Annotated in this window: 24 protein-coding genes; 7 read left to right on the top strand and 17 right to left on the bottom strand. The window is 70.6% G+C overall.

The genetic code is table 11. The annotated features are described in order from the left end of the window. Positions 1-269: 269 nt before the first annotated feature. The 16 genes from JOD95_RS12205 to JOD95_RS12130 all read right to left on the bottom strand — a co-directional run bounded on the left by JOD95_RS12205 (position 270) and on the right by JOD95_RS12130 (position 15,859). Positions 270-1,916 (bottom strand): phospho-sugar mutase, encoded by a 1,647-nt coding sequence (locus JOD95_RS12205; RefSeq protein WP_209685281.1) that lies wholly within the window; start codon positions 1,914-1,916, stop codon positions 270-272. A 71-nt stretch (positions 1,917-1,987) separates the two neighbouring features. Continuing rightward, on the bottom strand, positions 1,988-2,815 hold the full coding sequence (locus JOD95_RS12200; RefSeq protein ID WP_066655080.1) for a purine-nucleoside phosphorylase: 828 nt from the start codon (positions 2,813-2,815) through the stop codon (positions 1,988-1,990). Between the two features lie 32 nt (positions 2,816-2,847). Then, entirely contained in the window at positions 2,848-3,126 is a 279-nt protein-coding gene (locus JOD95_RS12195) for a PTS sugar transporter subunit IIB (protein ID WP_209685140.1), read from the bottom strand. Continuing rightward, entirely contained in the window at positions 3,123-3,569 is a 447-nt protein-coding gene (locus JOD95_RS12190) for a PTS sugar transporter subunit IIA (RefSeq protein WP_066655083.1), read from the bottom strand. The genes JOD95_RS12195 and JOD95_RS12190 overlap by 4 nt, the downstream gene beginning before the upstream one ends. A gap of 2 nt (positions 3,570-3,571) precedes the next feature. Further along, entirely contained in the window at positions 3,572-4,684 is a 1,113-nt protein-coding gene (locus JOD95_RS12185; RefSeq protein WP_209685139.1) for an adenosine deaminase, read from the bottom strand. A 131-nt stretch (positions 4,685-4,815) separates the two neighbouring features. Next, the gene (locus JOD95_RS12180; protein WP_209685137.1) at positions 4,816-6,105 is read right to left on the bottom strand and encodes a thymidine phosphorylase; all 1,290 of its coding nucleotides are present in this window, start codon (positions 6,103-6,105) and stop codon (positions 4,816-4,818) included. 1 nt (position 6,106) lies between these two features. Further along, on the bottom strand, positions 6,107-6,526 hold the full coding sequence (locus JOD95_RS12175; RefSeq protein WP_066658412.1) for a cytidine deaminase: 420 nt from the start codon (positions 6,524-6,526) through the stop codon (positions 6,107-6,109). Between the two features lie 127 nt (positions 6,527-6,653). Further along, the gene (locus JOD95_RS12170) at positions 6,654-7,940 is read right to left on the bottom strand and encodes an ABC transporter permease (RefSeq protein WP_209685136.1); all 1,287 of its coding nucleotides are present in this window, start codon (positions 7,938-7,940) and stop codon (positions 6,654-6,656) included. Continuing rightward, positions 7,937-9,283 (bottom strand): ABC transporter permease, encoded by a 1,347-nt coding sequence (locus JOD95_RS12165; RefSeq protein WP_307810438.1) that lies wholly within the window; start codon positions 9,281-9,283, stop codon positions 7,937-7,939. Before JOD95_RS12165 ends, JOD95_RS12170 begins: the two co-directional genes overlap by 4 nt. After that, the gene (locus tag JOD95_RS12160; RefSeq protein WP_066655091.1) at positions 9,280-10,800 is read right to left on the bottom strand and encodes an ABC transporter ATP-binding protein; all 1,521 of its coding nucleotides are present in this window, start codon (positions 10,798-10,800) and stop codon (positions 9,280-9,282) included. The genes JOD95_RS12165 and JOD95_RS12160 overlap by 4 nt, the downstream gene beginning before the upstream one ends. A gap of 95 nt (positions 10,801-10,895) precedes the next feature. Then, positions 10,896-11,966: a BMP family protein gene (locus tag JOD95_RS12155; RefSeq protein WP_066655092.1), complete on the bottom strand. Its 1,071-nt coding sequence runs from the start codon at positions 11,964-11,966 to the stop codon at positions 10,896-10,898. 268 nt (positions 11,967-12,234) lie between these two features. After that, positions 12,235-12,594, bottom strand: a complete 360-nt coding sequence (locus JOD95_RS12150; protein ID WP_209685135.1) for a hypothetical protein — start codon at positions 12,592-12,594, stop codon at positions 12,235-12,237. Between the two features lie 286 nt (positions 12,595-12,880). After that, positions 12,881-13,420, bottom strand: a complete 540-nt coding sequence (locus JOD95_RS12145; RefSeq protein ID WP_209685133.1) for a hypothetical protein — start codon at positions 13,418-13,420, stop codon at positions 12,881-12,883. A 42-nt stretch (positions 13,421-13,462) separates the two neighbouring features. Continuing rightward, the gene (locus JOD95_RS12140) at positions 13,463-13,858 is read right to left on the bottom strand and encodes a hypothetical protein (protein WP_209685131.1); all 396 of its coding nucleotides are present in this window, start codon (positions 13,856-13,858) and stop codon (positions 13,463-13,465) included. A 161-nt stretch (positions 13,859-14,019) separates the two neighbouring features. Next, positions 14,020-14,391 carry a hypothetical protein gene (locus tag JOD95_RS12135; RefSeq protein WP_066655099.1) on the bottom strand — a complete coding sequence of 124 codons (372 nt, stop codon included), beginning with the start codon at positions 14,389-14,391 and terminating at the stop codon, positions 14,020-14,022. 181 nt (positions 14,392-14,572) lie between these two features. Beyond that, positions 14,573-15,859, bottom strand: coding sequence for an alpha/beta hydrolase (locus JOD95_RS12130; protein WP_209685129.1), 1,287 nt, complete (start codon positions 15,857-15,859; stop codon positions 14,573-14,575). A 40-nt stretch (positions 15,860-15,899) separates the two neighbouring features. On the opposite strand from JOD95_RS12130, the gene JOD95_RS12125 reads away from it, so the two are divergent. Then, complete coding sequence (locus tag JOD95_RS12125; protein WP_209685128.1) at positions 15,900-16,058, top strand: hypothetical protein; 159 nt, start codon at positions 15,900-15,902, stop codon at positions 16,056-16,058. A gap of 528 nt (positions 16,059-16,586) precedes the next feature. Here JOD95_RS12125 and JOD95_RS12120 read toward each other — a convergent pair. Then, positions 16,587-17,702 carry a mannose-1-phosphate guanylyltransferase gene (locus JOD95_RS12120; protein ID WP_066655104.1) on the bottom strand — a complete coding sequence of 372 codons (1,116 nt, stop codon included), beginning with the start codon at positions 17,700-17,702 and terminating at the stop codon, positions 16,587-16,589. 238 nt (positions 17,703-17,940) lie between these two features. Here JOD95_RS12120 and JOD95_RS12115 point away from each other — a divergent pair, with 238 nt between their 5' ends. From JOD95_RS12115 to JOD95_RS12090, 6 genes are all read left to right on the top strand, one after another. Further along, positions 17,941-19,179 carry a glycosyltransferase family 1 protein gene (locus tag JOD95_RS12115; protein ID WP_245172197.1) on the top strand — a complete coding sequence of 413 codons (1,239 nt, stop codon included), beginning with the start codon at positions 17,941-17,943 and terminating at the stop codon, positions 19,177-19,179. 78 nt (positions 19,180-19,257) lie between these two features. Then, positions 19,258-19,707, top strand: a complete 450-nt coding sequence (gene sdhC / locus JOD95_RS12110; protein ID WP_209685124.1) for a succinate dehydrogenase, cytochrome b556 subunit — start codon at positions 19,258-19,260, stop codon at positions 19,705-19,707. Positions 19,708-19,725: 18 nt separating this feature from the next. Further along, on the top strand, positions 19,726-20,172 hold the full coding sequence (sdhD, locus tag JOD95_RS12105) for a succinate dehydrogenase, hydrophobic membrane anchor protein (protein ID WP_066655106.1): 447 nt from the start codon (positions 19,726-19,728) through the stop codon (positions 20,170-20,172). Positions 20,173-20,263: 91 nt separating this feature from the next. Further along, positions 20,264-22,057: a succinate dehydrogenase flavoprotein subunit gene (sdhA, locus tag JOD95_RS12100; protein ID WP_066655109.1), complete on the top strand. Its 1,794-nt coding sequence runs from the start codon at positions 20,264-20,266 to the stop codon at positions 22,055-22,057. Continuing rightward, positions 22,057-22,830, top strand: coding sequence for a succinate dehydrogenase iron-sulfur subunit (locus tag JOD95_RS12095; RefSeq protein ID WP_066655113.1), 774 nt, complete (start codon positions 22,057-22,059; stop codon positions 22,828-22,830). Before sdhA ends, JOD95_RS12095 begins: the two co-directional genes overlap by 1 nt. A 70-nt stretch (positions 22,831-22,900) precedes the next feature. Further along, positions 22,901-23,545, top strand: coding sequence for a glycohydrolase toxin TNT-related protein (locus JOD95_RS12090; RefSeq protein ID WP_066655114.1), 645 nt, complete (start codon positions 22,901-22,903; stop codon positions 23,543-23,545). The last annotated feature ends 3 nt before the right edge of the window (positions 23,546-23,548 follow it).

Here is a 23,548-nt window from a genome sequence, read left to right as displayed (position 1 = left end):
ACCGGTCACGCGCCTCCCGGCCGTGCCTGTGAGCAGCGAGCGCTCGTCCCCGCTCTGTGCAGGAGGACCGGCCGCCCTACGAGGTCCGCACTCGTCCTCGGTCCCGAGGTACCCGGATGCCCATCGGTGGTGTCAGCTGCTCGTGCACAACGGAAAGCACCTCGCGCCACGTGATTGCGTGGCGTGAGGTGCTTTCGGTTGTGCAGCTACCGGCGGCACCCGCACCGCAGGCACGGGCGGCGGCGGCGCGGCGCGCCAGCGCCGCGCCGCTACGACACGCGGGGCCGCACGTCGGCTGCGAGGGCGTCGACGAGCGCCTGCGCCTCGGCCGGCGAGGCCGCCACCGTGTCGATGTAGACCTTCACCTTGGGCTCGGTGCCGCTCGGGCGGACGATGACCCGCGCGCCGCCCTCGAGGTCGTAGCGCAGGATGTCGGACGGGGGGAAGCCCTCCACCCCGTCCGAGTAGTCCGTCACCCCGGTGACCGTACGGCCGCCGAGCGACGAGGGCGCGGACGACCGCAGCGACGCCATGATCTCCCCGATCCGCGACAGGTCGTCCACGCGGGTCGACACCTGCCCGGAGGCGAACGCCCCGAACTCGGCCGCGAAGGCGTCGAGCTGGTCGGCGACGGTCCGGCCCTCGGCTGCGAGCGAGACGGCGAGGTCGAGCAGCGCCAGGGCCGCCGAGATGCCGTCCTTGTCGCGGACGACGCCGGGGTCGACGAGGTAGCCGAGCGCCTCCTCGTACCCGAACACCAGGTCGGGCACGCGGGAGACCCACTTGAACCCGGTCAGGGTGTCCCGGTACCCGAGCCCGTACCGCTCCGCGACGCGGGCGAGCGCGGGCGAGGACACGATCGACGCCGCAAGCACACCCGACCCGTCCGACGAGCCCGCGGCCTGCGCACGAGCGGCGGCCCGCCAGCCGAGCAACCAACCGACCTCGTTGCCGGACAGGCGACGGAACGAGCCGGCACCGTCGGGGATCGCCAGGGCGAGGCGATCGGCGTCGGGGTCGTTCGCGATGACCAGGTCGGCCCCGACCGCGACACCACGCGCGATCGACAGGTCCATCGCACCCGGCTCCTCCGGGTTCGGGAACGACACCGTCGGGAACGCGCCGTCCGGCTCGATCTGCTCCGGTACGACGGCGGGCTCGGCGAACCCCGCCGCGGCGAACACGGCTCGCGCGGTCTCCCACCCGACGCCGTGCATCGCCGTGTAGACGACCTTCGGTTGCGCGTCGACCGGGAGGGTCGGGGCCGGCACCGTCGCGGCGGTCGCGTCGACGTAGGCCCGGGCGAGCTCCGGACCGGCGACCGTGTAGTCGGTGGAGCGCACGAGGTCGCGGACGTCCCCCGCGGCGACCGCGTCGATCGCCGCGGCGATCTCGCCGTCGACCGGCGGGACGATCTGCGAACCGTCGTCCTCGCCCCCGAGGTACACCTTGTAGCCGTTGTCCCGCGGCGGGTTGTGGCTCGCGGTCACCATGACGCCCGCGCCGACACCGAGGTGGCGCACCGCGAACGCGAGCACCGGCGTCGGGAGCGCGGACGGCAGGAGGGTGACCTCGAGCCCGAGGCCGCGCATGACCTCGGCGGAGTCGCGAGCGAAGACGTCGGAGTTGACCCGGCCGTCGTAGCCGATCACGACGCTGCGGTCACGACCGGTGTCGATCAGGAAGCGCGCGAGCCCCGCCGCGGCCTGCGTGACGACGACGCGGTTCATGCGCTGCGGCCCGGCGCCGAGCTCGGCGCGGAGGCCGGCGGTGCCGAACTGCAGGCGACCGGAGAACCGCGCGGCGAGCTCCTCGGCGTCGCCGCGGTCGATCAGCTGCTGGAGTTCCGCACGGGTCTCGTCGTCCGGGTCCTGCTCCACCCACGCGCGGGCGCGGGACAGGACGTCCTCGTCCACGGCGGCGAGGGCACCGCCGTCACCGAGGTCGCCGTCCGCGATGGCGCCGTCCGAGGCACCCTCGTGCCGGGTCACAGCGCCGCCACCACGCGGGCGAGGAGGTCCGCGATGACCGGCTCGGCCTCGCGCCCGGCCTCGAGCACCTCGGCGTGCGAGAGCGGGGTCTTCTGGATGCCCGCGGCGAGGTTCGTGATGAGCGAGAAGCCGAGGACCTCCATGCCCGCCTGACGGGCGGCGATCGCCTCGAGCGCGGTCGACATGCCGACGATGTGCCCGCCGATGGTCTTCGCCATCTGCACCTCGGCCGGGGTCTCGTAGTGCGGGCCGCGGAACTGCGTGTAGACGCCCTCGTCGAGGGTGGGGTCGATCGACTTCGCGACCTCGCGCAGCCGTGCCGAGTACAGGTCGGTCAGGTCGACGAACGTGGCGCCCTCGAGCGGGCTGTCCGCCGTCAGGTTGATGTGGTCGCTGATGAGGACCGGAGTGCCGGGCGTCCAGTGCTCCTTGATGCCACCGGCGCCGTTGGTCAGCACCATGACCGACGCCCCGGTCGCCGCGGCGGTGCGGACGCTGTGCACCACGCGACGGACGCCGTGGTTCTCGTAGTAGTGGGTCCGTGCACCGATGACGAGTGCGTGCCGGCCGTCCTGCAGGCGGATCGACCGGACCGTGCCGGAGTGTCCGGGCACCGCAGAGGCGCTGAAGCCGGGGACCTCGGCCGCGGGGATCTCGGACACCGTCTCGCCGATGATGTCGGCGGCCTTGCCCCAGCCGGAGCCCAGGGTCAGGGCGATGTCGTGCCGCTCGATGCCGGACCGGTCGGCGATGACGGCGGCGGCGTCGCGGGCGACCTCGAACGGGTCGGCGGCGGGGTCGTTCAGCGGGTTCTCCGTGCTCATGCCCCAACTCTAGAGGCAGCGTCGGGAGCTGCTCAGTGCTCCCCGAGCGCCCGGTCGACCGCGGCCGTGATCTCGCCCTGGTCGAAGTGGTTCCGGATCACGATGACCTCGGCGTAGGTCTCCCCGATCGCCTCGACGAACTCCTGGCTGGTCAGGATCACGTTGGCGTCCTCGGCCACGGCGCGCACCGAGGCGACGTCCGCCGCGACGACCGACGCCGACAGCCCGAGCGTGCCGAGGGCCTTCTCCGCGTTCACCTTGAGGATCCCGCTGGACCCGATCCCCGCACCGCAGATCGTCACGATCTTCACGCCGACACCCCCATGATCGTCCGGACCTCGTCCGCGGAGCCCGCCGCCGCGAGCCGCGCGGTCACCGTGGCGTCGTTGAACGTGTTCGCGATGTCGCCGATCGACTCGAGGTGCGTCCCGACCTCGGCGACCGCGAGCCCGAGGACGACCGACACCGGGTCGTTGTGCGGGTGCCCGAACGACACCGGTTCGCGCAGGGTCACGACGGCCAGCCCGTCCCGCAGCACCGCCGGTCCCGGCCGGGCGTGCGCGAACGCGAGTCCGGGCGAGATGACGATGTACGGGCCGTGCTCCTCGACCAGGTCGATCATCGCGTCGGTGTACGGCGGCGTCGCCGACCCCGAGGTGACGAGCGCGGCACCGGCGAGCCGGAGCGCGTCGCGCCACGAGGACGCGCTCGCTCCGAGCACGACGGCGTCGTCCGGCAGCGGCGGCAGGGACATCGCTAGGCCTCCTGGTGTCCGGCCGTGATGGTCGCGATGATCTCCTCGCGGTCCTCGAGCGGCAGGAACGAGCCGAGCGCGGCGTTGATCTGGAACGCGGCGAGGTCGTCGAGGTCGTAGCCGAAGGTGCCGGCGAGCAGGGCGAGCTCGCGTGACAGCGACGTGCCGCTCATCAGGCGGTTGTCGGTGTTCACCGTCACGCGGAAGCCGAGCTGGTACAGCACGTCGAACGGGTGGTCGGCGAGGTCGTCGCCCCACGCGGCGATCGCACCGGTCTGCAGGTTCGACTGCGGGGCGACCTCGAGGGGGATCTCGCGGTCGCGGACCCACGACGCGATCTCGCCCAGCGACGCCAGCGTGGAGCCGTCACCGGCGTCCGACAGGGTGATGTCCTCGAAGATCCGGACGCCGTGGCCGAGGCGGAGCGCCCGACCGTCCACCAGCGCCGAGCGGATCGACGCCAGCCCGTCGGCCTCGCCGGCGTGGACCGTCACCGGGAACAGCTCGGATGCCAGGTACTCGAACGCCGCACGGTGGTTCGCGGGCGGGAAGCCTGCCTCGGCCCCCGCGATGTCGAAGCCGACCACGCCGCGGTCCCGGTGCCGGACGGCGAGCTCGGCGATCTCGAGCGACCGGTCCGCATGACGCATCGCGGTGACCAGCTGGCCGATCCGGATCGCGCCACCGGCGGCGTCGACCGCCTCCTCGATGCCGGCCTGCACCGCCTCGACCGTCTCGTCGAGCGTCAGCCCACCCCGCAGGTGCTGCTCCGGTGCCCACCTGATCTCGCCGTAGACGACCCCGTCGGCCACGAGGTCCTCGACGAACTCCTTCGCCACACGGTGCAGCTGCGGCGCGGTCTGCATCACCGACGTCGTGACGTCGAAGGTCTTCAGGTACTCGACGAGCGAGCCGCTGTTCGACTGCTCGGCGAACCATGCGCCGAGTGCCTCGGGGTCGGTCGTCGGCAGCTCGATGCCCGCCTCGTCCGCCATGTCGACGATGGTCGCCGGGCGCAGACCCCCGTCGAGGTGGTCGTGCAGCGAGACCTTGGGCAGGTCGTCGATGACCGCTCCGGCGTCGGGCAGGCGGTAGGTCGGGGCGTCGGCGCTCATGCTCCCAGGCTAGCGGTGGTCGCCGACGCCGCGTCGGCACCTGTGCACAACAGACGGACGGACCGACTGGAGGCTCCCCACAGACGAGTGGGGAGCCTCCGGTCGGTGTGGCCGGGTCGCGGCCGCGGCGCTCAGCCGGTGATGCGCTCCCGCACGATGGGGCCGCGCTCGGGCGCGGACGACCCGATCGCCCACGCACCCTCGAGCGACTCCAGCGCGCGGTCGAAGCGCGCCGGCTCGTCGGTGTGGAGCGTCCAGAGCGGCTGGCCCGCGGTGACGGTGTCGCCGGGCTTGACGTGCAGCTCGATGCCGGCTCCCGCCTGCACCGGGTCCTGCGCGCGGGCCCGGCCGGCGCCGAGACGCCACGCGGCGATGCCGAACGGCAGGGCGTCCTGCTGGACGAGCACACCCGACTCCGTCGCCGTGACCACGTGCTGCTCGCGGGCGACGGGCAGGTCCGCAGCGGGGTCGCCGCCCTGTGCCTCGATCATCCGGCGCCACGTGTCCATCGCGCGACCGTCGGCCAGCGCTGCCGCGGGATCGGCGTCCGGCAGCCCGGCGAGCCGCAGCATCTCCGACGCGAGCTCGACCGTCAGCGAGACCACGTCGGACGGGCCGCCGCCGGCCAGGACCTCGACCGACTCCCGGACCTCGAGCGCGTTCCCGATCGTCAGGCCGAGCGGGACCTCCATGTCGGTGAGCAGCGCCGAGGTCGCCACGCCCGCGTCGTTGCCGAGGTCGACCATGGTCTGCGCGAGCTCCTTCGACGCCTCGTACGTCGGCATGAACGCACCGGAGCCGAACTTGACGTCGAGCACGAGCGCACCCGTGCCCTCGGCGATCTTCTTCGACATGATGCTCGACGCGATGAGCGGGATGCACTCGACGGTGCCGGTGATGTCACGGAGCGCGTAGAGCTTCTTGTCCGCCGGTGCCAGTCCCGAGCCGGCCGCGCAGATGACCGCGCCGACGTCGCGGAGCACCTCCATCATGCGGTCGTTCGAGATCGACGCCTGCCATCCGGCGATCGACTCGAGCTTGTCGAGCGTGCCGCCGGTGTGGCCGAGCCCGCGGCCGGAGAGCTGGGGCACCGCCACCCCGAACGACGCGACGAGCGGCGCGAGCGGCAGCGTGATCTTGTCCCCGACGCCTCCGGTGGAGTGCTTGTCCACCGTGGTCTTGCCGAGGGCGTCGAACGACATCCGCTCCCCCGACGCGATCATCGCGAGCGTCAGGTCCTTGATCTCCCGCCGTTCCATGCCGTTGAGGAAGATCGCCATCGCCAGGGCCGCCATCTGCGGGTCCTCGACGTACCCGCGCGTGTACGCGTCGACGAGCCAGTCGATCTCGGCGGTGGCCAGGGCCTCGCCGGAGCGCTTGGTGCGGATGAGGTCGACGGTGTCGAAGGGCTCGACTGCCATGTCAGTGCTCCTGCTGGTAGGTCGCGAGGGTGCGGGGCCCGAACGCGTCGGGGAGCACCTGGTCGATCGTGCGGATGCCCGAGACCGTCTCGAGGAGCATGCCCTCGGTCGAGTGCTCGAACAGCAGCTGCCGGCACCGGCCGCACGGCATGAGCGTCGCACCGTCGCCGTCCACGCAGGTGAACGCGACGAGCTTGCCGCCGCCGGTCATGTGCAGCTGCGAGACGAGCGAGCACTCGGCGCACAGGGTGACCCCGTACGACGCGTTCTCGATGTTGCAGCCCGAGACGATCCGTCCGTCGTCGGTGAGCGCAGCAGCGCCGACCGGGAACGACGAGTACGGCGCGTAGGCCCGCCGCATCGCGGCGGTCGCAGCGTCCCGCAGGGCGCTCCAGTCGACGTCGACGCTCGCGTCGATCACGGTGTCCGGGTCGGACGGGAGGCTCGTGGCCGGGTCCGTCCAGGACGGCTCGCCGGTCGCGGGGCCGGTGGTGACCTCCTGGTCACCGGAAGGGTTCGTGTCGGTCATGTGCCGCGCCTCCAGGCCGTCAGCTCTTGGTGTACGGCTTGCCGGCGGCCGCCGGTCCGCGCGACTGCCCGACCAGGCCGGCGACCGCGAAGATCGTGACCACGTAGGGCAGCATGAGCAGGAACTCGCTCGGCACCGGGGAGTCGATCGCGCCGAGGATGTTCTGCAGGTTCGACGCGAAGCCGAACAGCAGCGCCGCGAGCGTCGCCCGGATCGGGTCCCAGCGACCGAAGATGACGGCGGCCAGGGCGATGTAGCCCGCGCCCGCGGTCATGTCCTTCGTGAACGGGCCGACCGCGTCGAGCGTGAAGTACGCGCCGCCGAGACCGGCGATCGCGCCGGCGAGCGAGACGTTCCAGAAGCGCGTCCGCGCGACGTTGATGCCCACCGTGTCCGCGGCCTGCGGGTGCTCGCCGACCGCGCGGAGGCGCAGGCCCCAGCGGGTCTTGAACAGCGCGAAGGTGACGACCGCGACCGCGACGTAGGCGAGGTAGACGACGACCGTCTGCTCGAAGAACACCGGGCCGATGACCGGGATCTGGTGCAGGACCGGGATCTCGACCTTCGGGAAGCGCACGCCGATGTTGAGCGTCTGCTCGTTCGGCGAGAGCACCTGCGAGTAGAGGAAGCCCGTCAGGCCCGAGATGAACGCGTTGATGACGACACCGACGATGACCTGGTCGACCAGGTACTTGATGCTGAACGCCGCCAGGAGGAACGAGACGAGCACGCCGGCGACGAGCGCCCCGACGAGGCCGACCCACGCGGACCCGGTCAACGAGGCGATCATCGCCGAGGTGAACGCGCCGGCGAGGAACTGGCCCTCGATGGCGATGTTCACGACGCCGACACGCTCCGAGATGACGCCGCCCAGGGCACCGAACACGAGCGGGACGCTGAGGCCCAGGGCGCCCAGGAGCAGGCCCGGCACGGGGATGGTGTCCCCGGCGGCCGACCAGGCGAGGAAGCCGACGACGAAGACGACCGCGAAGACCGCGGTCAGCCAGAGCGGGATCCGGCGGTTCGCGCGGACCTCGACGACGGCATACACGGTGGCGAGCGCCAGCAGGACGATGACGACGATGCCGGTACCGGTCGCGGGGAGCGGCACGTTCGGCAGCGCGAAGAAGTCACCGCCGTTCGCGAGCCGGAACGTGGTGTCGCCGGCACGGTGGAGCACGCCGAAGAACAGCAGCGCGAGCAGGGTGAAGACGCCGAAGCCGATCGGGGCCTTCCAGCTCCGGGTCGTCTCGATCGGGCGGTCGGACAGCGCCGGTGCGGGCGCCGCGGTGGTGGTGGTGCTCATGCGGCGACCGCCTTCCGGGAGTTCTTCGCGGCACGACCGCGACGACGCGCACCCGGCTGCGGGATGCGGAAGATCGCGCGGACGAGCGGCGGTGCGGCGATGAACAGGACGATGAGCGCCTGGATCACGCCGACGATGTCGATCGGGATGTCGTTCGCGGCCTGCATGGCGTAGCCGCCGTTCTTGAGGACGCCGAACAGGATCGCGGCCCAGAACACGCCCCACGGCTTCGAACGGCCGAGGAGGGCGACCGTGATCGCGTCGAAGCCGATGCCGGCGTCGATGCCCGAGGTGAAGCCCGAGGTCACGGCGCCCTGCACCTGGTAGGCGCCGGCGATGCCGACGAGCGCACCGGAGATGACCATCACCCAGATGGTGAGCGCGGGGACGCTCATGCCGGCGACGCGGGCGGCGCGCGGGTTCTCACCGATCGTGCGGAAGCGGAAGCCGAGCGACGACTTGTTGACGAGCCACCACACCACGACCACGGCGATGAGCGCGACGACGAAGCCGAGGTCGATGCCGTACCGGGGACCGAACAGCGCCGGGAAGACCGCGCTCTCCTTCGTGGCGGGCGAGATCGGGTTCGAGCTGCCCGGCGCCTGCAGCAGCCCCGGCGTGCGGAGCAGGTAGCTGACGAGGTAGAGCGCGACGTAGTTGAGCATGATCGTCAGGACGACCTCGTTGGCACCGGTGCGGGCCTTGAGGACCCCGACCAGGCCACCCCAGACCGCACCGCCGACGATGCCGGCGACGACGGTGAGCGGGATGTGGATCGCGGCGGGGCCGTCGAACGAGAAGCCGACCCAGCCGGCGGCTGCGGCACCGATGAGGATCTGACCCTGGCCGCCGATGTTGAAGAGGCCGGCCCGGAAGGACAGCGCGATGCCGAGGCCCGCGGCGATCAGTGGCACGGCGTAGTCGACCGAGCGCGTGATCGGCGCGATGGCCTGCGCGAAGGAGCTCGCGCCGAAGTTCACGACCGAGCCCTGGAAGAGCGACCGGTACGCGCCACCGACCGCGGTGCCGACGGCCTGGAAGGTGTCGGTGGGGCGGGCGAAGAAGTACCCGGCTGCCGCGCGGACGTTCTCGTCGGTGACGGCGATCAGGATGCCGCAGGCGACGAGGGCGAGGACGACGGCGAGGACGGTCACGAGCACGGAGCCGTTGACGATGCTCTGCAGCGCCGTGCTCCAGCGGTCACCGCCGGCAGCCCGACGCTCGGTGTCGTCCGCCGAGTCCGTCATGAGGTGTGTGGTGCCCTCGACGTCCTGCATGCGGTCGTCGGTGGGTGCCTCGGCCGGGGTCGCCGGCTGCGTGTTGTCTGGCGTGGGGGTGCTCACGCTGCCAGCTCCGTTCCTTCTGGGATCTCCCCGGCCATCATGAGGCCGAGGACGTCGCGCGGGGTGTCCGCGGGGACGATGCCGACGATGCCGCCGCGGTACATGACCGCGATCCGGTCGGCGAGCGCCACGACCTCGTCGAGCTCCGTGGAGACGACGATGACCGGGACGCCGGTGTCGCGGGTGGCGACGATGCGCTTGTGCACGAACTCGATCGAGCCGACGTCGATGCCGCGCGTGGGCTGCGCGGCGACGAACAGCCGCAGCTCGCGGCTCAGCTCGCGGGCGAGGACGATCTTCTGCTGGTTGCCGCCCGACAGCCGACCGGCCGCCGTGGTGCGGGACGGCGTGCGGATGTCGAACTCGGCGATCTTCTCGTCGGCGAACGCGTCGCGCTCAGCGGCGCGGATCGTGCCGGCCCGCACGAACTCGTCGTGGTCGGCGCGGTCGAGCATGAGGTTCTCGGCGATCGTGAACTCCCCGACCAGGCCGTCCTCCTTGCGGTCCTCGGGCACGAAGCCCACGCCCGCGTCGAGGACCTGCTTCACCGTGCGACCGGTGAGCTCCTTGCCGTCGAGCGTGATGCGACCCGCGTGCACGGGCTCGAGGCCGATGATCGCCTCGGTCAGCTCGGTCTGCCCGTTGCCCTGCACGCCGGCGATGGCGAGGACCTCGCCGCGGCGGACGGTGAACGAGACGTCGTCGACGAGCACGACGCCCGACGGGTCGGTGACGGTCACGCCCTCGACAACGAGGGCGTCCTCGCCGCCGGACGCGGGCGTCTTGTCGACCACGAGCGAGACGGCCCGGCCGACCATGAGCGCAGCGAGTTCGTTGTTCGTCGCGGTCGGCGAGGCCTCACCGACGACCTTGCCGAGGCGGATCACCGTGATCCGGTCGGCGACCTCGCGCACCTCGCGCAGCTTGTGCGTGATGAAGACGATCGCGGTGCCGGCCTCGCGGAGCTGGCGCATGATGCCCATCAGCTCGTCGGTTTCCTGCGGCGTCAGGACCGCCGTCGGCTCGTCGAAGACGAGGACCTTCGCGTCGCGGGACAGCGCCTTGATGATCTCGACGCGCTGCTGCACGCCGACGGGCAGGTCCTCGATACGGGCGTCGGGGTCGACGTCGAACCCGAAGCGGTCGCTGATCTCGCGCACGCGCTTGCGGGCGCCGGCGAGGTCGAGACGACCGCCGAAGGTCGTCTGCTCCTGACCGAGCATGACGTTCTCGGCGACGGTGAACACCGGCACGAGCATGAAGTGCTGGTGCACCATGCCGATGCCGGAGCGCATGGCGTCGCCGGGGCCGTCGAAGTCCTGGACGACGTCGTCCAGGAGGATCTCGCCCTCGTCCGCCTGGTACAGGCCGTAGAGCACGTTCATCAGGGTGGACTTGCCCGCACCGTTCTCGCCCAGGAGGCAGTGCACCTCACCGGGTTCGACCGTGAGGGAGATGTGGTCGTTCGCGACCAGGGGGCCGAACCGCTTGGTGATTCCGCGGAGCTCGAGCTTCATGTTGTCTACTGCGTTCCTGTTGGTCAGCGCGTCACCCGTCGGTGGACGCGCGGAAACGCGGGCGGAGGATCGATCCCCCGCCCGCGTTCACCCGACTACTTGTCCGACTGCGTCTCGACCGTGATCGAGCCGTCGATGATGCCCGACTTGATCTTGTCGAGCTCGTCCTGCAGACCCGAGTCCACCTTGGACTCGTAGTCGTGGAACGGCGCGATGCCGACGCCGTCGTTCTTCAGGGTGCCGACGTACGGCTCCTTCGAGAACTTGTCGTCCGCCGCCTGCTCGACGACGTCCTTGACCGCCGGGCGCATGCCCTTCATCACCGAGGTGAAGGCGATGTCCTTGTAGCGGGGGTCGGCCTCGTAGAGGTCGCTGTCCGCGCCGATCAGGACCGAACCGTTGTTCGCGTCCTTGATCGCCTCGGCTGCCGACTGGTAGATCGGGCCACCGACGGGCAGGATCACGTCGGCGTCCTGGTCGAGCAGGGTCTGCGCGACCGACTTGGCCTGCGTGCCCGCCTCGAAGCCACCGGTGAAGGAGCCCTTGCCGGTCTCGACGTTCCAGCCGACGACCTTGACGTCCTTCTTCTTCTGCTCGTTGTAGTACTTCACGCCGTCCGCGAAGCCGTCCATGAAGATGGTGACGGTCGGGATCTGCATGCCGCCGAAGGTGCCGACGACGCCGGTCTTCGAGTAGGACGCCGCCGCGTAGCCGGCCAGGAAGGCGGCCTGCGAGGTGTCGAACGTGATCGGCTTGACGTTCTTCGCGTCGATCGAGTTGTCGTCGATGATCGCGAACTCGGTGTCGGGGTTCGCAGCTGCCTGCTTCTTCGTGGCGTCTGCGAGGTTGAAGCCGACCGTGATGATCATGTTGCAGTTCTGGTTGACGAGCTGCTCGATGTTCGAGTCGTAGACCGTGGCGTCCTTGGACTCGGCCTTGTTGTAGTCGGCGCCGAGCTCCTTCGCCGCGTCGACCATGCCGTCGAAGCCGAGCTGGTTGAAGGACTTGTCGTCGAAGCCACCGGCGTCGGAGACCATGCAGGGGCGGAAGTCGGTCTTCTTCGCCGAGGTGGTGTCGGACGGGGCAGCCGAGCAGCCGGCCAGGACGGCCATGGTGCCGGCGAGCGCGAGGCCGCTGAGCAGGACCTTGCGGGTACGAGATGTCACGGGTTGGTTCCTCCGGGGGGCGGTGCCCGGACCACGTGCGTTCCGGGCGATCGTGGCGACAGTACACGACCGTCGGGCCGGTACAGAACGCCCCTGAGGGACTGCTGGGATCAGTTACCCGATCGCGACCCCGACGAAACGCGCTCGTAACGCCGACGTCCACCGGGGACCCGGTCCGGGGGACGATCCGAGGATTTCGTGGTGGAGCGCTACAGCGAGCGACACCTGCCGTCGTTCGTGCACGGAAGCACCAGACGACGGTCCTGCATCACTCGTCGGCCTGCTGCTCCGCAATGCGGTCGGCGTCGCCGGGGAAGCACAGGGACACTGCCTGGACCGTGGAGTTGCCGGGGGAGGCGTACGCACTGATCGAAGCGATCTGTTCACCGCCGCGCCCGAGCACCGCCGGTCCGTCGTCTGGATCACGGACGATGACCCGCAGCCCCTGCCCACGCCAGTGCTCCGCAATCCGGGCGCCGTCCTCGGACGGGTCACCCGCCAGCGTGCTCCCCGAGAGGTACCGCCACTGCGCACCCTGCTCGCCGTCGGACAGGACGCAGTCCTCGGGGTGGTCAGGTCCGGCTCGCGCCTTCCAGTGCCCGCCGAGGAGTCGGGTTGCATCGTCCACGGCGTCGATCATCTGCTGTTTCGCGGTCGCTGCATCCGGGTAGGACTCCGTTCGTCGGTCCGTCGCTGTGTCGGTCGCGCTGGGGACACAGCCGCGCAGCAGACCCGCGAGCGCGAAGACGACGGCGGAGCTCGCGACGATCCGCTCGCTGCTCCGGCGAACGGAGACCGCCGTGAACGATGCTCCGTGCGTCACCCGTCGGCCTGCTGCTCCTCGACCCGTGGTCGTGGTCAGACGACGCGCGGGCCGTCCTGCGTGCATGCGCATCCTCCTTCGACGGAGCGGATCAGGACCCGCTGCTCTGCTCCTCTTCGATCTCGTCGGCACTCCCCGGGAAGCAGAGCGATTCGGCCTCCAGCGTGTACTTGCCCGGGAACGCGTACAGATCGATCAGCGCGGTCGAGGCTCCACCCCGTCCGACGACGACCGGGCCGTCAGGATCCGCGACTCGTCCGACGGTCATGCCCGCGGACTGCCAGGTCTTCGTGACCGCCGCAGCATCGTCGTCCGGATTGCCCCCTCCGTCCGTCCTGGTGGTCAGGTAGACCCAGTTGGCTCCTTGTCCACCGTCGGGGAGCGTGCAGCTGTCGACGTAGTCCGGACCCTGCGTGGTGACCCATTCGCCCCCGAGCGCCGCAGCGGTCCTGTCGACGAGCTCGGTCATCTTCCGCTGAGCAGTCTCGGGGTCCACCTGGGCCGTCCTTCCATCGTCGGACAGCGTCTCGCCGACCGGAGGGTGTTGCGTGCAACCGCTGATGACGATCAGCAATGCGAGGGGTGTGAGGGCAACGCTCGTCAGGCGCCGCATGGTCAGCTCGGCAGACATTCGTCTCCTCTCGAGACGCTCCGGCGTCTCGTCCTCGGATGCTCACTCGACCTCGTCGGCGTCGTCCTCGGCCATGCGGTCGGCGTCGCCGGGGAAGCACAGCGAGACGGCCTGGACGGTGTAGTTGCCGGAGACCGCGTAGAAGCTGATGGACGCGATGTCCCCGCCTCCCCCACCGAAGACCACCGGCCCGGTGCTCGTGTCCCGCGCGGTCACGCGCTTGCCCTGCGCACGCCAGTGGTCGGCCATCGCCGAGCCGTCTTCCTCCGGCCGCCCCTCGATCGCGCTCCCCGTCAGGTACCGCCAGTGTGCTCCGCGCTCCCCGTCCGGCAACGAGCACCGCTCCGCTGCGTCCGGTCCGGTCCGCGCCGTCCACACTCCGCCGAGGAGCTCGGTGGCGTCGTCCACAGCGGCGATCATCTGTTGCTTCGCGGTCACTGCGTCCACGATCGGATCCGTTGCGCTGGCCGTCCTCGTCTCGACCGCTCGGGACGCACACCCGGTGCTCAGTCCCGCGAGCGCGAGGACGACGATGAGGCTTGCGAGGTCGCGCGCGCTGATCCGGCACGGCCAGGACATCACGAACCCGGGATCGCGGGTCATTCGTCGGCCTGCTGCTCCTCGATCTCGTCTGCGTCGCCAGCGAAGCACATCGAGAGCGCTTGGATGCTGTAGTTGCCGGGGAAAGCGAAGAAACGGATCATCTCGACGCGATCGCCGCCGCGAGCGACCACCGCCGGCCCCTTGGAGTCAGCGAGTCGGTCCACGGTCAGACCGGCGGACCTCCAGACATCGGAGGCAGCAGCAGCGTCCGCCTCGACGTCGGCGGACTCTGCTCGAGCAACTCGGTACACCCACCGAGCTCCTTCTTCGTCGCTCGACAGCTGGCAGCTCTCGACGTAATCGGGAGACGTCCGCGTCTCCCATTCGCCGCCGAGCGCGGCCGTTGTCTGATCGACGATGTCGATCATGTTTCGCTTCGCAGTGTCTGCGTCCACGGAGGACGTCCTCTCAGTCGGTCGGGTTGCATCATGATGCTGCCCGGCACATCCGGCGGTCACGACGACGACTGCCAGTAGCGCCGCCGTCGCCGCGAGTGCGCGACGAGCACGGTGTCGTGCGTTCATGTGCCTCCTCCTTCGTCGGACCGGGTCATCGATCTCGCGCCCCGGTCAGCAACTCGTCCTGACCTGTGGTGGCGAGTGCCACGTTGTGCAGTGACTCGGTACCACGGTCCAGGTAACCTCGGTGGTCCTTGAACACCGGGGCGTGATGCAGGACCGACGCAAGGGTCTGCCCCTCGCTCCCAGTCCCGCCGTCGGCGCCGAACACGGTCGCTCCGAAACCCTGCGCGGTCGGGTCGACGCGATGGGCGAGGCTCTTCTCCCGGCCGAACGTCGCCCATTCGTCACCCTGTCCGGACTCGCCGGTGGGGCCGTCCTTCGCCTGAGCCGCGAAGACCTGGTCTGCGTGCAGCTGCTGCGCATCGTCGAGACCATCGGGCAGCCCGGCAGAACCCAGTGCGACGAACCGATCAACGTGGACACCCCGCTCGGCCAGAGCCACAGCTCCCGCGGTCGTGCCGTAGGAGTGCGCCACGACGTTCGTCTGCACGTCATCAGTTCCGCGGACGGCTGAGAACCCGCGGATCGAATCTGCGAGACGCTTGCCGCCGTCCTTCGCCTTGGCCATGAGGAGCACATCCTGTGGTCCCGGGGTGGTGTAGCCGACCCAAGCGACGACTGCTCGATCCGAAGGGTCTGCGACGTCTGTGGTGTCCGCAACGTCCGTTTGCTCATCGGCGATGTTCTGAGCGGCCCTCGCCCACGTCGTCATGTCCGCTGTCGTGGTGTCCATACCAGGGACAGCCCAGGTCGCTGACTTCGCACGGTCCAGATCGCCGATCGAGACGGCAGCGAGCGGCGGTCGATCATCCGTGAGAGCGATGAGGAAGCGCTTCCCGTCGGAGCCCTTCTTCGTCAACGCAGCATTGACGTTCCGGAGGGCCTTGCGGTCCGTGTACCGCGCCGTCAGTTCCCGCGCCAACACCCGTGAGCCGTCACCCGCCGATGCGACCGTCCGCTCCAGCTGCTCGATCTGGCGCTCCACGTCGACCAGTCGCTGGTTCAGCACGAGGGCGTTCGCCGTACTCCGCGCCCAGTACGGGACACCCTCGAGGTTCCCGAGTCGCGCGAGCACGTCCGTCGGGAAACCGTCGAACACGCTGGCGTCGGCCGTCATCAGCCCGAGCGCAGCCCAGCGCTCCGCGACCTCCGTCGGCGTCAGGTGCTCCGCGAACAGCCGTTGGAGGGCAGGCGCCGCCTGTCCGGTCGCCGCGATGTCGAGAGCCGCGTTCGACAGCGACCCACTGCCGCCGGCGGCCTCGAAGGCGTCGGCGATCCTGCCGATCCAGCTCCGATCCTCGTCGTTCTCGCGCACGTAGCGCGCGAAACCCGCCGGCATGCTCGCGCGGTCGACCGTGACCCAGGCGCAGGAGGACCGGAAGGAGGACCACGCCGATCGCACGCGCTCGGACTCGGCCGACGCGGTCGTGTCCGGTCCCGAGGTCGTCGTCACGAAGGCCCGGAGCGCGCTCGGATCGGCAGAACTCCTGCCACGGCTCGCTCCGTCGCCGTAGCGCGCACGCTCCCGACCGCGGAACTCGGCGTCGACCTCCGGCCTCGGCTCGGGTTCGGTCGCCGGCTCGGGATCGGTGAAGCGCTCCAGTGCGTCGACGACCGATCGTCCTGCGGAACCGGCGAAGGCCTCGGCCACGGACGCCGCCCGCTTCCGGTCGGCGTCACGCGCGTTCCAGTCGGCGTGGTCACGCTGGCGCTCCCGTTCGCGCTCCGCAGCAGCGACCGCGGCGTCGATCTGGTCGGCGAGGTCGACCAGCACGCCCGCCAGTCGTGCCCGGTCCTCGGCCTCGACCACGGCCGCCTCACGGAACCGGTCGGCGTACGAGCCAGCAGCGTCGTCGAGCGCGGATGCGACGGCGCCCGACCGCGGACCGGCCTGCCCTCGCAACGTGTCAGCGGCTCGTCGCGCGACACGTGCGAGCGCACTCGCGTCCGAAGTCTCGAACTGGATGTCCCCCATCAGCACTCCCCCGAGTCAGCGCGGCCCCCGCGACCGGAACATCACCGTACACCAGGTCGGCGGACCGTCAGAGCACGTCCCCCCGACCGCTCAGCTTCAGTGCGTCCACCACACCCTTGACCCGCTGCGCGTTCGCGCTCGTGGTGACGAGCAGCGCGTCCGGGGTGTCGACGACGACGATGTCCTCGACCCCGATGAGCGAGATGAGTCGCTGGCTGTGCGCCACGACGATGCCGCTCGACGAGTCGGCGAGGATCCGCGCGCCGTCCCCGAGCACGGCGAGGTTGTTCGCCCGCCCGCCGGACTGCAGCTTCGCGAGCGAGGCGAAGTCGCCGACGTCGTCCCAGTCGAAGTCGCCGGGCACGACGGCCATGCGCCCCGCGGCGGCGGCGGGCTCGGCCACGGTGTAGTCGATGGCGATCTTCTCGAGCCCCGGCCAGATCGCGTCGACGACCGCGCCGCGCGAGGAGGTGTCCCACGCCGCGGCGAGCTCCTCGATGCCGGCGAGCAGCTCGGGCTTCGTCCGGCCGATCTCGGCGAGCAGCACGTCGGCCCGCGCGATGAACATGCCGGCGTTCCAGAGGTACGAGCCGTCCTCCAGGTACCCGCGGGCGGTGTCGAGGTCGGGCTTCTCGACGAACGACTTCACCGCGTGCACCGTCGACGCACCCTCGACCGGGAGCGCAGCGCCGTCGGCGTGGATGTAGCCGAAGCCGATCGCCGGCTCGGTCGGGGTGATGCCGATGGTCGTCACGTACCCGGCGCGTGCGGCGGCGACGGCCTCGCGCACCGAGCGGCGGAAGCCCCGGGCGTCACCGATGACGTGGTCCGCCGCGAACGAGCCGATGACCACGTCCGGCTCACGGCGGCGCAGGATGGCGGCGGCGAGCCCGATGGCCGCGGTCGAGTCCTTCGGCTCGCTCTCGAGCACGACGTTGTGGTCGGCCACGCCGGGCAGCTGTGCCTCGACGGCTGCTCGGTGCGCCCGCCCGGTCACGACCATGATCCGCTGCTCGCCGGCGAGCGGTGCGAGCCGGTCCCAGGTCTGCCGCAGGAGCGACGCGCCGGACCCGGTCAGGTCGTGCAGGAACTTGGGCGCGTCGGCGCGCGAGAGCGGCCAGAGGCGGGAACCGATGCCGCCGGCCGGGATGATCGCGTAGAAGTCCTCGAGTGCGTCTGCCACCCGCTCACCGTACCGGTGTCGCCGGACGTGACCTGGACGCCACCCGGACGACCGCAGCACCGTTCGTGCGGGTGCCCCCGGCTGCCGCTCGCACCGGGACGGGCCGCCGCCGACGGGACGGCCGTGCCCCGCGCCTCCCGACCGGCTCGCAGCGCAGCGCGAGTTCACCGGCTACGCGCCGCCCGTTCACCCGCACCGCCCCGGCCGGTCACGGCGCGCGCGGACCATGGACAGCACCATGAGCGCACGCAGCGTGGAGCGCGGCACGTCCCAGCGGACCGTCGCCGTCGTGACCGAGAGCTTCCTGCCCACCCTGAACGGCGTCACCACCAGCGTCCTGGCGGTCCTCGACCACCTGGAGCGCCGCGGCCACCGCGCGGTGGTGATCGCCCCGGACACCCCCGGTCTCGCTCGGTTCCGCTCGGGGACCCGGGTCGAGCGCTACCGGTCATTCGACGTGCACCGGGTGCCCGCCGTGGCATACCGGCAGTTCCCGGTCGCGCTCCCCCACCCCGTGCTCGACACGATCCTCGCCGCCTCCGGCGCCGACGTGCTGCACGCGGCGAGCCCGTTCCTGCTGGGCGGTCGCGCGATCACGGCCGCCGGGAGGCTCGGCATCCCCTCCGTCGCCGTCTTCCAGACCGACGTGGCCGGGTTCGCCCGCCGCAACGGGCTGACCGCGACCGTCCCGTTGGTCAGGAGGATCCTGGGCCGCATCCACGCGGGGGCGTCGCTGACGCTCGCCCCGTCCAGCGCGACCGCGGCGATGCTCGCCGAGGACGGCGTGCCCCGCGTCGCCCGGTGGGGTCGCGGTGTCGACACCGCGCTCTTCCACCCGGACCGACGCCGTTCGGCGGCGGTCCGCGCAGCCCGACGTCGGATCGCTCCCGACGGCGAGACGATCGTCGGCTACGTCGGTCGGCTCGCACCCGAGAAGGAGGTCGAGCGGCTCGCCGAGCTCGGCGGTGTGCCGGGGGTCCGGATCGTGGTCGCCGGCGGCGGGCCGTCGCGTGCGTCCCTCGAGCGTCGGCTGCGACACCTCGACGTCACGTTCACGGGACCCCTGCGCGGCGACGCCCTGGCCGACGCCTACGCGATGCTCGACGTCTTCGTGCACACGGGTCCGACCGAGACCTTCGGGCAGACCCTGCAGGAGGCCCACGCGAGTGGCCTGCCGGTCGTCGCGCCGGCATCGGGCGGCCCGATCGACCTCGTCGCGCCCGGCCTCGACGGCGAGCTGTACGACCCGGACGTGCCCCAGGCACTCCGTCACGCCGTGCTCGGGCTCGTGACGGACCCGGCGGCGGCCGCACGGATGGGCTCGGCCGGGCGTCTCCGGGTCGAGGGCACCACGTGGGAGGCCGTCGGCGACCAGCTCCTCGCACACCACGACACCGCCCGCACGATCGGGGCTCCGCCGACCCTGTCCCGGACCCTCCGTGTCGGGTGGGACGAGAGTGTCAGCGCACGCGCATAGGATGGGTCGTGTTCCACACGAACACGAACGGCAAGGGCTCGCCGATCGGACGAGCCCGTCCTATGGGAGGACTCGCTCATGGCCGAGCAGACCGCAGGCGGGACGACGATCGTCGAACCGAGAGTGACGATCGAGGCGCCCCGTGCGTCCCGGAAGCTCGAAGGAACGCTGTACCGCGGGTCCACGGGGATGTGGTCCTGGGTGCTGCACCGCATCACCGGTGTCGCGATCTACTTCTTCCTGCTCGTGCACATCCTCGACACCGCGCTGGTGCGCCTGTCCCCCGAGGCGTACAACGCCGTGATCGGCACCTACAAGACGCCGATCATGAACATCGGTGAGATCGCGCTCGTGATGGCGATCGTCTTCCACGCGCTGAACGGGCTGCGGATCATCCTGGTCGACTTCTGGTCGAAGGGGCCGAAGTACCAGCGCGCCATGTTCTGGATCGTCCTGGTCGTGTGGGCCGTCCTGATCGCGGGCTTCCTGCCCCGTCAGCTCATGAATCTCGTCGCGGACTTCCAGTAGGCGAAGGGACCCACGGACATGACCACGCAGATCGTCGAGCCGCCTCGTTCGGCCGCAGCAGCCCGCCGCACCACCAACTGGGAGAAGTGGGGGTGGATCTACATGCGCGCCTCGGGCGTCCTGCTCGTCGTGCTGATCTTCGGCCACCTCTTCGTCAACATGGTCGCCGGCGAAGGCGTCAAGCAGATCGACTTCGCCTTCGTCGCCGGCAAGTGGGCGAACCCCTTCTGGCAGGTCTGGGACTCCCTGATGCTCGTCCTCGCCCTCGTGCACGGCTCGAACGGCATGCGGACGATCATCAACGACTACGTCGCGAAGCCCGGCATCCGGAAGACCCTGCTGCTCGCGGTGCTCATCGCGTGCGTCGCGCTGGTCGTGCTCGGCCTGCTCGTCTGCTGGACGTTCGACCCGTGCCCGGCCGGCGCCGCCGCTGCCGACCTGCCGTCGTTCTGCCCCGCGCAGTAGCAGCACGGCTCGGCCACGAGCACCGCGCCGTAGACCCACGCGCACGCCGCGACCACCCCGCCGGCGCGCTGACCCACCCCGAAAGGCCCCAGTGAGCGAGACCACCGTCCACCACCACCAGCACGACATCGTCATCATCGGCGCGGGCGGTGCCGGCATGCGTGCCGCCATCGAAGCCGGCCCGAAGGCGAAGACGGCCGTCATCTCGAAGCTCTACCCGACGCGCTCGCACACCGGTGCGGCCCAGGGCGGCATGGCTGCGGCCCTGGCCAACGTCGAGGAGGACTCGTGGGAGTGGCACACCTTCGACACGATCAAGGGCGGTGACTACCTGGTCGACCAGGACGCCGCCGAGATCCTGGCGAAGGAGGCGATCGACGCCGTCATCGACCTCGAGAACATGGGCCTGCCGTTCAACCGCACGCCCGAGGGCAAGATCGACCAGCGGCGCTTCGGTGGGCACACGCGTGACCACGGCAAGGCCCCCGTCCGCCGGGCCTGCTACGCGGCCGACCGCACGGGCCACATGATCCTGCAGACGCTGTTCCAGAACTGCGTCAAGCTCGGCGTCGAGTTCCACAACGAGTTCTACGCGCTGGACCTCGTCATGGTCGACGTCGTCGGCGACGACGGGGTCACCCGCCAGCAGCCCGCCGGCGTCGTCGCCTTCGAGCTCGCGACCGGTGAACTGCACGTCTTCCACGCCAAGGCCGTGATCTTCGCGACCGGCGGCTTCGGCAAGATGTACAAGACGACCTCGAACGCCCACACCCTGACCGGCGACGGCGTCGGCATCGTCTGGCGCCAGGGCCTGCCGCTCGAGGACATGGAGTTCTTCCAGTTCCACCCGACCGGCCTCGCCGGCCTCGGCATCCTGCTCACCGAGGGTGCCCGCGGTGAGGGCGCGATCCTCCGCAACGCCTCGGGCGAGCGCTTCATGGAGCGGTACGCCCCGACCATCAAGGACCTCGCGCCCCGCGACATCGTCGCCCGGTGCATGGTGCAGGAGGTCGCCGAGGGGCGCGGTGCCGGTCCGAACAAGGACTACGTCCTCCTCGACTGCACCCACCTCGGTGCCGAGGTGCTCGAGACGAAGCTGCCGGACATCACCGAGTTCGCCCGCACCTACCTCGGTGTCGACCCGGTCGTCGAGCCGGTGCCGGTCATGCCGACCGCGCACTACGCGATGGGCGGCATCCCGACGAACACCAACGCCGAGGTGCTCTACGACAACACCACGGTCGTGCCCGGACTGTACGCCGCCGGCGAGTGCGCCTGCGTGTCCGTGCACGGCTCGAACCGCCTCGGCACCAACTCGCTGCTCGACATCAACGTCTTCGGCAAGCGCTCAGGCAACAACGCGGCCGAGTGGGTGCAGACCGCCGAGTTCCTCCCCCTGCCCGAGGACCCGGCCGCCGGCGTCCGCGGGATGCTCGACCAGCTCCGCGCCTCGACCGGGACCGAGCGCATCGCCGTCCTCCGCAAGGAGCTGCAGGACGAGATGGACAAGAACGCGCAGGTGTTCCGCACGGACGAGTCGCTCGGCAAGATGACCGAGACGATCCACCAGCTCCGCGAGCGGTACCTGAACATCGCCGTGCAGGACAAGGGCAAGCGCTTCAACACCGACCTGCTCGAGGCCGTCGAACTCGGGTTCCTGCTCGACCTGGCCGAGGTGGTCGTGTTCTCCGCGCGGAACCGCAAGGAGAGTCGAGGCGGCCACATGCGCGACGACTACCCGAAGCGCGACGACGAGAACTACATGCAGCACACCATGGCGTACCTGACGGGCGACCCGCACTCGTCACTCGCCGACGACCACATCACACTCGACTGGAAGCCCGTCGTCGTGACGCGGTACGAGCCGATGGAGAGGAAGTACTGATGACCGACACCCTGGTCTCCGACAGCCCGCGCACCGACACCGTGCAGAGCGCTCCTCCCGGATCGTTCCCCGTCACGATCATCGTCCGCCGGTTCGACCCGGACGTCGACGACGAGCCGCGCTGGCAGGACTTCGACGTGATGATGCTGCCGACGGACCGCATCCTCGACGCCCTGCACCAGATCAAGTGGGAGCAGGACGGCTCGCTCACGTTCCGGCGGTCCTGCGCGCACGGCGTGTGCGGCTCGGACGCGATGCGCATCAACGGGCGCAACCGGCTCGCGTGCAAGACCCTGATCAAGGACCTCGACGTGTCGAAGCCGATCTACGTCGAGGCGATCAAGGGCCTGCCGCTCGAGAAGGACCTGGTCGTGGACATGGAGCCGTTCTTCCAGTCCTACCGCGAGGTCCAGCCGTTCCTGCAGGCCTCGAGCAAGCCGGAGAAGGGCAAGGAGCGCGTGCAGTCCGTCGCCGACCGCGCCCGGTTCGACGACACCACGAAGTGCATCCTCTGCGCCGCGTGCACCTCGTCGTGCCCCGTGTTCTGGACCGACGGGCAGTACTTCGGCCCGGCGGCGATCGTCAACGCACACCGCTTCATCTTCGACTCGCGCGACGACTCGGCGAACGTGCGCCTCGACATCCTCAACGACAAGGAGGGCGTGTGGCGGTGCCGCACCACCTTCAACTGCACCGACGCCTGCCCGCGCGGCATCCAGGTGACGAAGGCGATCTCCGAGGTCAAGCAGGCGATCATGCGCGGCGGCGTGTGAGACGTCGACCCACCGGGGCCACGGCGGTGTCTCGGCGAACGGCATGGAAGCGGCCGGTAGGCTCGCGCCCATGACGTTCGCGGAGACCCGCCCCATCCTGGACCAGCTCGGCTACACGATCCGCTACGTGCAGCTCCCCGGTGAGACGCTCGGCGAGCCCCCGGTCGAGGGTGCACTCCGGGTCGTCCCGGCCGAGGCGCACGGCGACTTCGCGCTCGAGGTCGTCGACTACGGCACCGCTCGCCGACTCGCCACCGCGCGTGGTGAGGACGACGCCGTCGAGATGCTCCGCCGCTTCCTGAACCGCGCCTTCCCGGCACCGCGGGACATCCCCCGGCACGAGCTCGACGGGCTGCGTGACCGTGCTGCGTCGACGTACCCGCAGCTCGCACAGCAGGTCGGCCAGGCCGGTCCGCAGGGGCTCACCATCCAGATCCCGGCCGGCGTCCCCGTCGACCGGGTCGGCGGCCCCGACGGCTACCTGCTGCACCCGCTCGACACCCCGCTCCCCCAGCGGTCACTGCCGCCGCACGTCGCGGCGGCACCCGAGGTGCACCGCTACGTCGTCGACCGGCCCTTCATGGTCACGGTCACGTTCGTGCAACCCTGGTTCGACCAGCCGGGAGGCGCGCTCCGGTTCGCGACGGCCGACCCGTCCGTCACGGTGCGCGACCTCGTCGTGGACGGTTCGCTGGTCCGTCTCCGGGTGGTCTGAGCC

The organism is Curtobacterium sp. 1310, assembly GCF_017834105.1.
In the GTDB taxonomy this organism is placed as follows: Bacteria; Actinomycetota; Actinomycetes; order Actinomycetales; family Microbacteriaceae; genus Curtobacterium.
The sequence above is the reverse complement of the archived record's forward strand: the minus strand, read 5'-3'. Positions and strand labels throughout refer to the sequence as shown.